Origin of the sequence: Aeromonas sp. Y293-4 (genome assembly GCF_027705905.1) — a bacterium.
GTDB classification, from domain to species: Bacteria; Pseudomonadota; Gammaproteobacteria; order Enterobacterales; family Aeromonadaceae; genus Aeromonas; species Aeromonas veronii.
Window position 1 is genome coordinate 123,454 of record NZ_JAPDCI010000015.1, and the last position, 10,036, is coordinate 133,489.

A 10,036-nucleotide genomic window follows, 5' to 3' on the forward strand; every position below is an offset into this window, starting at 1 on the left:
TCGATAAGGTTATTGGTTGCGCCAGCGCTGGGTGCGATCCAGCAGGGCGCGGCTCAAAAAGAGCTGGAGCAGCTTGACGGTGGCGGCGGCCAGCAGGATCAGGGTGGCCATGGCGGCGGCCGCGGCGGTATCGCCGGAATCCTCCATGTTCAGCACGGCGATGGAGGCGAGCACGCTGTCGCTCGAATAGAGGAAGATCACCGCCGAGGTGGTGGTCATGGCGTTGACGAACAGATAGATAAAGATCTCCAAGAGCGCTGGCAGGGAGGCGGGCAGAGTGACTCGCCAGAACGCCTTCCAGAGCGGAATGCGCAATGAGATGGCTACCAGTTCCAGCTCCTTGGGCAACTGCTTGAGGCTGGTCAGTGCCGTCATATGGCCCACGGTGTAGTAGTGGATGACGCAGGAGAGCACCATCAGCGGCAGGGTGCCGTATAGGCCGCCAAAGAGCGGATTGCCGTTGAAAAAGAAGATGTAACCCAGCCCCAGCACCATGCCGGGTACCGCCAGCGACAGCATGGCGAGCAGATGTAGCAGCTGGCGCAGCGGCGCAAAGTGGCGCCCCTTCTCCTGCGCCCAGGCCAGCACCATCACCAGCACGGTGCCGATCAGCGCGGTATAGAGGCCCAGTTGCAGGGTGTTGGTAAAGGGCTGCCAGCCATAGACGCTGTTGCTGTCAAAGGCGTAGTGATCCAGCGTCAGCCCGAGGTTGTAAGGCCAGAACTGTACCAGCGAGCCGTAAACCGCCATCCCCACCAGCGCCAGAAACAGCAGGGCCCAGAGGGTACACCAGCCGAGCGCCAGCAGATCCCGCAGCTGATGGGGTTTGGGGCTATAGGGCACCGCCTTGGTGCTGCTCTGCTCCTGCATCTTGCTGCGTACCCTGTGCTCCAGCGCAAAGCTCAAGAGCGCCGGCAGCAGCAGGGTGACGCTGGCAACGGCGCCGAGGGAGAAGTTCTGCATCCCGATCACCTGCCGGTAGATATCGGTGGCCAGCACGCTGTACTGGCCACCAATCACCTTGGCCACCCCGAAGTCGCAGATGGTGAGGGTGAAGACGGCGATGGCGGCGCTGAGCAGGCCATAACGGGCGGTAGGCAGGGTGACGGTGACAAAGGTGCGCCAGCCGCTGCTGCCCAGCACCCGGGAGGCTTCATAGAGGCGGGCATCGCTCTGACCGAGCGCCGTGATAAGGATCATCAGGGCGTGGGGGAAGCACCAGAAGCCCAGACCAATGACGATACCGATGGGGCCGTAGATGCTCTCGCCGCCGAGCAGCCCCTTGGCGATCCCCTGATTGCCAAACCAGTAGACCAGACTGATGGCGGGCAACAGGGAGGGCATCAATAGCGGGATAAGGCCGATGAGGCGAAACAGGGGCTTGCCCGGCATGCAGGTGCGGGTGAGGGCATAGGCGTAGCCAAAGGCGATGGTCACCACCAGCGCGGTGATCAGCACTCCGAGCCAGAGGGTGTTGCCGATGGTGCGCCCCAGATGAGGGGAGTCGAAGTAGGCGCTGAAGTTGGCAAGGCCCACCCAGAGCCCGTTCTCATCCTGCAGGCTCTTTTGCAGCATGGTGAGCAGCGGCAGCAGCAGACCGCCGGTGAGCAGGGCGATACCGAGTGCAAGAAGGATCAGTTGCAGCAGTTGATCCCGGCTCCAGCCGCGACAGAGCCGCTGCCTGCGGGCGTCTTGCCGGGCTGTCGCTGGCGGCAACAGGGAAGAGGTCGCAAGGGGGGCTGTCATGGGCGCTCTCCTTCAAACAGCTGCATCGCCCCGGCGGGCCAGTGCAGCGAGCAGCGCATGCCGCTGCGCCAGCCACCCTGTTCGTGGCGGGGCAGCTCGTGGGTCGGGCGCTCCACCAGGATCTGCTGCGGGCCCAGATAGGTGTCGGCGGTGCAGATCAGGCGCTGGGCGGCGCCGAGAAACTCCACCTGATCGATGGTTGCTTCAACGCCATGTTGACCAAGATACGGCTCGCTCGGCGCGCTTAGCGTGATAGCCTCGGGGCGGATCGCCACCTGCAATTTGCTGCCGGCCGCCGCCCGGTTGGCAAGTGTCAGCGGTTGTTCGTTGAGGCGCACCTGATTGGGGCTCAGCACCAGGGTCTCGAGGAAGTTCATGGTACCGACAAAGCTTGCCACGAAACGGCTGGCAGGCTGGTGGTAGATCTCCTGCGGAGTGCCCACCTGTACGATGCGGCCGCCCTCCATCACCACGATGCGATCAGCCATGGTCAGCGCTTCTTCCTGATCGTGGGTCACCATGATGGTGGTGATGCCAAGGCGCTGCTGCAGGGCGCGGATCTCGCTGCGAAGATGGGTGCGCACCAGTGCATCCAGCGCGCTGAGCGGTTCGTCCAGCAACAGCAGGCCGGGGGAGAGGGCCAAGGCCCGGGCCAGCGCCACCCGCTGCTGCTGGCCGCCGGAGATCTGGCTCGGGTATTTGTGGGACTGGGCAGTGAGATCCACCAGCCCCAGCCAGTGGTCCACCCGCTCCTTGATGAGATCCCGCGCCAAGCCCTGATTTTCAAGGCCGAAGGCGATGTTCTGGGCCACCGTCAGGTTGGGGAAGAGAGCATAGGACTGAAACACGATGCCAAAATCGCGCTCCTGGGGCGGCAGGCGGGAGATATTGCGCCCCCCTTGCCAGATCTCGCCGCTGTCCGGCAGATCCAGCCCGGCGATGGCTCTGAGCAGGGTGGTTTTGCCGCAGCCGGAGGGGCCGAGAAAGCAGATAAACTCCCCCGGCTCAATGGCCAGAGAGATCCCCTTGAGGGCCTGAAAAGCACCGAACTGCTTGTTGAGATGTTGAATGTCCAGATAGGGCTGGGTCATGGTTCGACTCGCTACTGATTTGGTATATACCAGTTTGCGGGTGAAGTGTGACGATCAGGTGATCGGGGGATGACAGCTTGATGACAGTCAAATGAGATCGGGTCGCCAGCAAGTGGTCGGGCCCTGTGTGGATGGACTAAGCATCGCTAATTGAAGGCAATACACACTCGGGAAGTTAAAACCAAAAAGCGAAGGCCAACAGCTGTTGGCCTTCGACTGGCAGTTTATTGGCAGCGGTGTGTCTGGCGTGAACAAACCGCCGCCCTTCACGCTTACTGTTTGGCTTCGGTCTTGCCGTCGAAGCTGGCGCTCCACTGGGCCAGGATGGCGTTACGCTCGCGGGCTGCCCAGCTAAAGTCGTTGTCGATCATCTGGCCTTTGATATCCGCCGGATAGCCCGCTCTCGGTTGGGCCACATCGGGGATGGCGACCACGGCGAACGATTTGTTGTAGAGGGCGTTGGCCTGTTCGGTGGCGGCAAAGTCGAGCAGCTGTTTGGCGGCTTCCAGCTTGGGGGTGCCCTTGATGATGGCGGCAGCTTCCATATCCCAGCCCGAACCCTCTTTCGGGAATACCACCTCGATGGGGGCACCCTTGGCCTTGAGGCTGGTCGCCGGGAAGTCGAAGGAGATCCCGATCACCGTCTCGCCGCTGGCGGCCAGTTTGCAGGGGGCTGAGCCCGAGTGGGTGTAACGGTCGATGTTCTGGTGCAGGCCGTTCATAAATTGCCAACCCTGCTGCTCGCCCATGGTCTGCAGCCAGCCCGCAACGCTCAGGTAACCGGTGCCGGAGGAGCTGGGGTTGGGCATGATCACCTTGCCCTTGTAGATGGGTTTGGTGAGGTCGGCCCAGCTGGTGGGGGCCGGGATCCCCTGTTTTTCCGCCTCTACCTTGTTGAAGCAGATGGCGCTGAAGAAGGCGTCCAGACCGATCCAGTGCGGCTCGGCCTTGCTGTCGCGAAAGCGGCTGTCGAGCTTATCCAGCCCTTTCGGTGCATAGGCATTGAGCATCTGCTGCTGATCGAGCTGCATCAGGCTGGTGGCGGCCAGTCCCCACACCACATCCGCTTTGGGCTGGGCTTTTTCTGCCAGCAAGCGGGCGGTGACCACGCCGGTGGAGTCACGCACCCACTTGATGTTGATATCCGGATGCTGGCGTTCGAACGCGGTTTTCAGCTCGTTGAGCTGCTCCGGTTCGAAGGCTGTGTAGACGGTGAGATCGGTCGCGGCCAGTGCCGGGGCGGTCATGGCAGCCAGCACGGCGGCGGCCAGCAGATGGGTTCCCTGTTTCATCCTCTTCTCCATATAAGTTGGCTTGGTATAAACCAGATTGGTCGAGAGAGAGGCTAGGGTTTTTTTATGACGTGACCGTGACAGCCTCGTGACGTTTTGCCGTTCCTGATTTGTTCATGACTAATCCTGGGTATCCACCTCGATCTCCAGACTGTCGTGGCGCCAGTACTCCAGATCGAAGTCGAGCACCCGACCGTGCTGATCGAAGTTGAGCCGTTCGAGGCGCAGGGCGGGCAGACCGGCGGTGGCCCCCAGCGCCTTGGCCACCTCGTCCGGCAGGGCGGTGGGGAAGAAACGCACCTGCATGCGGGCGTAGTGAAGATCGTAATGGGCCTGGTAGATCTCGGTCAGACTGCCGTTGAGATCCAGCTCCAGCAGGCCGGGTACCCGCTCGGGCAGGCAGTGGTTCTCGCAGTAGCAGATGGCTCGCCCGTTGGCATAGCGCAGCCGTTTGAGCAGAAACAGGCTGTCGAACGGCTTGAGCTGCAACTGCGCCATCAACGCGGGCGGCACCGCCTGGCGGCTTTTCTCCAGCAGCTCGGTGCGTGGTTCACCCCCTTGCTCCCGCACTATCTGGTGAAAGTTGGAGGTGCGTCTGGGGTTCAAGCGAAAGCGCGGCGGGGTGACAAACCAGCCGCGGCGATCCTCCCGATAGATAAGGCCGTTTGCCTCCAGCTGCACCAGCGCCTCGCGGATGGTGACCCTTGTGGTGCCATAGAGTTCCCCCAGCAGCCGCTCGGAGGGGAGCTTGTCGTTGGGGGCCAGCCCCCCCGCCAGGATCTGGTTGGCGAGGGCATCCTTAATCTGCAGATATTGCGGTTTGCTCATGAAAATCCCTGGTTTTGCAATAAGTTGTGCAATGAGTTGGGCAATGGGCTGGGCACAGGGCTGGGCACAGGGCTGGTCATTTGCCCGGTCGTTAAACGGCGACATCAACATGCATTGGTAGATACCAGCATCGCCCCTGCTGTTCAGGCTTCCTAGATTATCGCGATCCCGGCGCTGAAAATGAATTTTTTGTTGCACGTAGCGCCACCCCTTTGACCTTGGCGGGGCAGTTACCCACAATGCGCTCATTCTGGTATATACCAAAAAGGAGCGAAGTCATGACCCATATTCCTGCGGCCCCCGCCGCCGTCGATTACCTGCTGCTGACCCCGGGCCCCCTCTCGACCACCGCGACGGTGCGCGCCGCCATGCTGCAAGACAGCTGTACCTGGGATGCGGACTACAACCTGGGTGTGGTGGAGCCCATCCGCCGCGAGCTGGTGCGGCTTGCAACTGGCCCTGAATATCAAAGTGACTACAGCGCCGTGCTGCTGCAAGGGAGTGGCAGCTATGTGGTGGAGAGCGTGCTGGGCTCGGCGATAGGTAGCGATGAGTGTCTGCTGATCATCAACAACGGCGCCTACGGTGCCCGCATGGGGGAGATGGCCCGCTGTCTTGGCCTGCGCCACCACGAGCTCGATTGCGGCGAGACCAACCGCCCCGAACCCGCTGCCATCGAGGCGATGCTGGCGCGCCACCCCGAGATCACCCATCTGGCCATGGTGCACTGCGAGACCACCACCGGCATGCTCAATCCGCTGGAGGAGGTGGCCGAGCTCTGCCAGCGCCGCGGCATTCGCCTTATCGTCGATGCCATGAGCAGCTTTGGCGGCATCCCCATCGACATGGGGCGCCTTGGCATCGAGTTTCTCATCAGCTCGGCCAACAAGTGCATTCAGGGGGTGCCGGGTTTTGGCTTCGTCATCGCCCGCCGCGCTGCGCTCACGGCCTGCGCCGGTCGCGCCCGCTCTGTCTCCCTCGACCTGCACGCCCAGTGGCAGACCATGGAGCAGAAGGGGGGCAAGTGGCGCTTTACCTCGCCCACCCATACCGTGCTCGCCTTTGCCCAGGCCCTGCGCGAGCTGGACGAAGAGGGGGGCATTGAAGCCCGTCATCAGCGTTACAGTGAAAATCAGCGCACGCTGGTGGCGGGGATGGCTGCGCTTGGCTTTGCGCCGCTGCTGCCAGAACAGTGGCAATCCCCCATCATCACCGCCTTCTACTCTCCGACCCACCCTGATTACCGCTTCGCCGACTTCTACCAGCGGCTCAAGGCACAGGGTTTTGTCATCTACCCGGGCAAGGTCTCCCAGGCCGATTGCTTCCGTATCGGCAATATCGGCGATGTGACCCCGGAGCGGGTGCGCGCTCTGCTCGCCGCCATGACCAGCGCCTGCTACTGGCAAGGGGACGCGCAATGACCAGCATGCTGGCTCAGGGTCGTGATCTGCGTGGCCGCGATTTGCATGACCATATGCTGCACGGCAGCGGCCGCGCCGACAGCGAAGGGGATATCAACCTCGGCGAGGGGCGGGCGCGTTGGTGGGCTGACCAGAGCGAGGCGGTGCAGGCGGGATTGGCGGAGGATAGCCGCTATTTCCTCCATCAGGCCCTCTCTACCCCCTGTCTGGATCTGCTTGAGCGCGCGCAGGGGAGCTGGTTGACCAGCGTATCGGGCAAGCGTTACCTCGATTTTCACGGCAACAGCGTCCATCAGCTGGGCCACGGTCACCCCAGGGTGGTGGCCGCGGTGCAGCAGCAACTCGCCGATCTGCCGTTCGCGCCCCGCCGCTACACCCATCAGGTTGCCATCGACTGCGCCCGCACCCTGGCTGAACTGGCACCCGGCGATCTTAACCGGGTACTGTTCGCCCCCGGCGGCAGCGAGGTGGTGGGGATTGCCCTGAAGCTCGCCCGTTTCATTACCGGCAATAGCAAGGTGGTGTCCCTGTGGGATGCCTTTCACGGCGCCTCCCTCGATGCCATCTCGGTCGGCGGTGAGGCCTGTTTTCGCGCCGGTATGGGCCCGCTGATGGCCGGGGTGGAGCGCATCCCACCGCCCACCCGTTATCGCGGCGTCTGGTATCGCGGGGAGGGGGATGACCTGCACTACGCCGATTATCTGGAGTACGTCATCGAGAAGGAGGGAGGGATCGGCGCCTTTATCGCCGAACCTATCCGCAACACCGATGTGCAGGTTCCCTCGAAGGCCTACTGGCAGCGGGTGCGGGAGATCTGCGATCGCCACAAGGTGCTGCTGATCGTCGACGAGATCCCCAATGCCCTGGGGCGCACCGGCCACTGGTTCAGCTTTGAAGAGTTCGGCATCGAGCCCGACATCATCTGTCTGGGCAAGGGGCTGGGGGGCGGGGTAGTGCCGTTTGCAGCTCTCATCACCCGCGACCGGTTCAATCAGGCCGCAGCTATTTCACTCGGTCACTACACCCACGAGAAGAGCCCTGTCGGCTGCGCGGCGGCCCTCGCTACCATCAGTACCATCCGCGAAGAGGGGTTGCTGGCAAAAGCGCAGGAGGATGGCCGTTTTATGGCGGCCGAGCTCGGCAAGTTGGCCGAACGTCACCCGCTGATCGGGCAGGTGCGCGGTATCGGTATGCTTTGGGCGCTCGATCTGGTGGTCGATCACCAGAGTCGCACCCGCAACAGCCAGGCCGCCGAGCGCCTGCTCTACCGCTGTCTGGAGCTGGGGCTCAGCTTCAAGGTCTCCCAAGGGAACGTCATCCAGCTCTCGCCACCGCTCAATATCGCCCGCGCCGATCTGGTGCGCGCCATCACCATTCTCGATCGCGCATTGGGCGAGATCGCACTTTCACCGAAACAGGAACACCACCATGACTGACTTGCAGATTGCTGTAGACCCGACCACCGACGTAGAGGCGCTGATACTCGACTGGGCCGGCACCGTCGTCGATTTCGGCTCCTTCGCCCCCACCTCCATCTTCGTCGAGGCCTTCGCCCGCGCCTATGACTTCCCCGTTACTCTGGACGAAGCACGCCAGCCCATGGGCCTTGGCAAGTGGGATCATATCGCCGCGCTGGGCCGTCTGCCTTCGGTGGATGCGCGCTGGCAGGCTCGCTTCGGCCATCCTATGAGCCACGCCGAGGTGGACCACCTTTATCACACCTTTATGCCGCTGCAGATTGCCGCCGTGACCCGCTTCGCCGACCCCATCCCCGGCGTGTTGCCGGTGCTGGATGCTCTGCGGGGTCAGGGGATGAAAATCGGCTCCTGCTCCGGTTATCCCCGTCCGGTGATGGAGGTGCTGGTACCTGCTGCGGCCGATCACGGCTACCGCCCGGATCACTGGGTCGCCACCGACGATCTCAAGGCTGGTGGTCGCCCCGGTCCCTGGATGGCGCTGGCCAACGTAATTGAGCTCGGAGTGAGTGCGGTGCATCGTTGCATCAAGGTGGATGACGCCGTACCCGGCATCAGCGAAGGGCTTAACGCGGGCATGTGGACGGTGGGATTGTCGGTTTCCGGCAACGAATTTGGTGCCACCTGGGAAGAGTTTGCCGCCATGAGCGAGGAGGAGATCGCCGCCCGGCGCGCACCGGCCGAGGCCAAACTGCGGGCGGCGGGGGCGCACTATGTGATTGATACCCTTGCCGACATCGCCCCGGTTATCGTCGATATCAACCGCCGTCTGGCGGCTGGCGAGCGGCCGTAGGCCATCTGCTTGGTCTAACAAAAGCGCTTGGCTGGCTTGAGATACAACACGCCCCCATCCGGGGGCGTGTTGCATTTACAGGGGGAAGCCGTGCGCAGTCAGCAGATATCAACCCGCATCAGGGGAGAGGGGGCGTTGTCGACAAAGTGGTGCCAGATATGGTCGTAGAGCGCCTTCTGGCCCGGGAAACTCACCAGTGCCTTGGCCTCGGCCAGGGAACACCAGCGATATTCGGTGTGCTCGTCGTTGAGGGTCACCGCCTGATTGGGCGGGCAATAGACCACAAAGACTGGCACCACCTCTATGGTATTCAGGCTCGCCTCGTAAAACTGCTCCAGATACTGGCCGTTGTAGAGTTCGGTGACCCTGATCCCCGTCTCTTCGCCAAACTCCCGAATAAGGGTCTGCCAGCCGGTTTCACCCGCCTCCACCGTGCCCGCCACATGGCACCAGAAGCCCCCCTTGACCCGTTTCATCACCAGCAATCTGGTTTCGCCATCGACAGTGGTAAGGGCAACGCCGGAGACGGCCTTGCAGCGAATGGGGATCATGATCTTCTCTCCGGATATGGGCTCTGTAATCGCCACGAACAGTGTGAAGGCGTGTTAATTGAAATATGCCTCGGCGGGTAGGCCCATGACCTCTATTTCATTCAGTCCATTTTTGGCCAGATAGTTGGCCACCAGATTGAACCCCACCCAGTAACCGGCATATTTGGGAAATGGCCGGTTATCACGGCAGTAGAAAAAGTCTAAATAGTTGAACTGCTTGCTGGATAGATGGGGCGTCATCTCTGCCAGGAGCGATTGCCAGTCATGGTGATGAGACTCCTTGAACAGCGAGGGGAGGGTGCCACCATTGAACCTCTGCTCAAAGTAGCAGGCCAGTCCTTCAAAAATCAGGTTTTCGGCCAGTGTTTCTGCTTCCACCTTATTCTTCTTTTGCACGATATGGTGGACTTCGTGGGCCAGCACGGCAGGCAATTCGGTGATGATCACCTCTTTGATATCAGGCCGTTCCAGATCAAGCTGGAGTTCTATTCGATACATGTTGATGGCCCAGCCACCGATACCCGAGTCGGGAGCATCCCCCTCGGCAAAAGGGCTGAAGGTGACATCCAGTTGGGAGAGATCGAACAAGGCATTCAATTTGTGCGCCGTCTCGGCAAAAACGTGCCTAATGGTGTCATCGAGCCCATCGAATTTGCCCGAGTCGTTTAACACGGTGAGTTGCATCCAGACTTCCTTGTCTATTGAAAGAGAGTACTGAGCCACTTGCGTGGTCGCGGCGCCATATCACCACGATTACCCTCCCGTGAATTCAGATAATAAGTGCAATGCCCATGGTGCATAGGAGAGAGGCGGTCAACTACCAGTTAGGGTACGCTTCT

General features: G+C 61.7%; 9 protein-coding genes. 3 read left to right on the plus strand and 6 right to left on the minus strand.

Annotated elements, in window-relative coordinates; genetic code table 11:
• Positions 1-9 precede the first annotated feature (9 nt).
• The 4 genes from OKC31_RS16440 to phnR all read right to left on the minus strand — a co-directional run bounded on the left by OKC31_RS16440 (position 10) and on the right by phnR (position 4,957).
• Positions 10-1,746 carry a putative 2-aminoethylphosphonate ABC transporter permease subunit gene (locus tag OKC31_RS16440; protein ID WP_270657216.1) on the minus strand — a complete coding sequence of 579 codons (1,737 nt, stop codon included), beginning with the start codon at positions 1,744-1,746 and terminating at the stop codon, positions 10-12.
• A complete protein-coding gene (locus tag OKC31_RS16445) occupies positions 1,743-2,837 on the minus strand; it encodes a putative 2-aminoethylphosphonate ABC transporter ATP-binding protein (protein WP_270657217.1) in 1,095 nt (364 codons plus the stop codon). The genes OKC31_RS16440 and OKC31_RS16445 overlap by 4 nt, the downstream gene beginning before the upstream one ends.
• A gap of 272 nt (positions 2,838-3,109) precedes the next feature.
• A complete protein-coding gene (locus OKC31_RS16450) occupies positions 3,110-4,129 on the minus strand; it encodes a putative 2-aminoethylphosphonate ABC transporter substrate-binding protein (RefSeq protein WP_005352506.1) in 1,020 nt (339 codons plus the stop codon).
• Positions 4,130-4,249: 120 nt separating this feature from the next.
• Positions 4,250-4,957: a phosphonate utilization transcriptional regulator PhnR gene (gene phnR / locus OKC31_RS16455; RefSeq protein ID WP_005300236.1), complete on the minus strand. Its 708-nt coding sequence runs from the start codon at positions 4,955-4,957 to the stop codon at positions 4,250-4,252.
• Positions 4,958-5,235: 278 nt separating this feature from the next.
• Between phnR and phnW the strand changes: the two genes are divergently transcribed.
• From phnW to phnX, 3 genes are read left to right on the plus strand one after another with little or no spacing between them, the layout of a single operon-like run.
• Complete coding sequence (gene phnW / locus OKC31_RS16460) at positions 5,236-6,378, plus strand: 2-aminoethylphosphonate--pyruvate transaminase (protein WP_270657218.1); 1,143 nt, start codon at positions 5,236-5,238, stop codon at positions 6,376-6,378.
• Positions 6,375-7,814, plus strand: coding sequence for an aspartate aminotransferase family protein (locus OKC31_RS16465; protein WP_247822689.1), 1,440 nt, complete (start codon positions 6,375-6,377; stop codon positions 7,812-7,814). Before phnW ends, OKC31_RS16465 begins: the two co-directional genes overlap by 4 nt.
• Positions 7,807-8,646, plus strand: a complete 840-nt coding sequence (phnX, locus tag OKC31_RS16470) for a phosphonoacetaldehyde hydrolase (protein WP_247822690.1) — start codon at positions 7,807-7,809, stop codon at positions 8,644-8,646. Before OKC31_RS16465 ends, phnX begins: the two co-directional genes overlap by 8 nt.
• Positions 8,647-8,744: 98 nt before the next feature.
• On the opposite strand, the gene OKC31_RS16475 is transcribed toward phnX, so the two are convergent.
• Positions 8,745-9,197 carry an NUDIX hydrolase gene (locus OKC31_RS16475; RefSeq protein ID WP_247822691.1) on the minus strand — a complete coding sequence of 151 codons (453 nt, stop codon included), beginning with the start codon at positions 9,195-9,197 and terminating at the stop codon, positions 8,745-8,747.
• Positions 9,198-9,251: 54 nt separating this feature from the next.
• On the minus strand, positions 9,252-9,920 hold the full coding sequence (locus OKC31_RS16480) for a DUF2268 domain-containing putative Zn-dependent protease (protein ID WP_270657220.1): 669 nt from the start codon (positions 9,918-9,920) through the stop codon (positions 9,252-9,254).
• Positions 9,921-10,036: the final 116 nt, after the last annotated feature.

Coding starts and splice junctions, on each gene's coding strand:
- OKC31_RS16440 (WP_270657216.1), bottom strand. CDS start 1,746: ATGACAGCCCCCCTTGCGACCTCTTCCCTGTTGCCGCCAGCGACAGCC.
- OKC31_RS16445 (WP_270657217.1), bottom strand. CDS start 2,837: ATGACCCAGCCCTATCTGGACATTCAACATCTCAACAAGCAGTTCGGT.
- OKC31_RS16450 (WP_005352506.1), bottom strand. CDS start 4,129: ATGAAACAGGGAACCCATCTGCTGGCCGCCGCCGTGCTGGCTGCCATG.
- phnR (WP_005300236.1), bottom strand. CDS start 4,957: ATGAGCAAACCGCAATATCTGCAGATTAAGGATGCCCTCGCCAACCAG.
- phnW (WP_270657218.1), top strand. CDS start 5,236: ATGACCCATATTCCTGCGGCCCCCGCCGCCGTCGATTACCTGCTGCTG.
- OKC31_RS16465 (WP_247822689.1), top strand. CDS start 6,375: ATGACCAGCATGCTGGCTCAGGGTCGTGATCTGCGTGGCCGCGATTTG.
- phnX (WP_247822690.1), top strand. CDS start 7,807: ATGACTGACTTGCAGATTGCTGTAGACCCGACCACCGACGTAGAGGCG.
- OKC31_RS16475 (WP_247822691.1), bottom strand. CDS start 9,197: ATGATCCCCATTCGCTGCAAGGCCGTCTCCGGCGTTGCCCTTACCACT.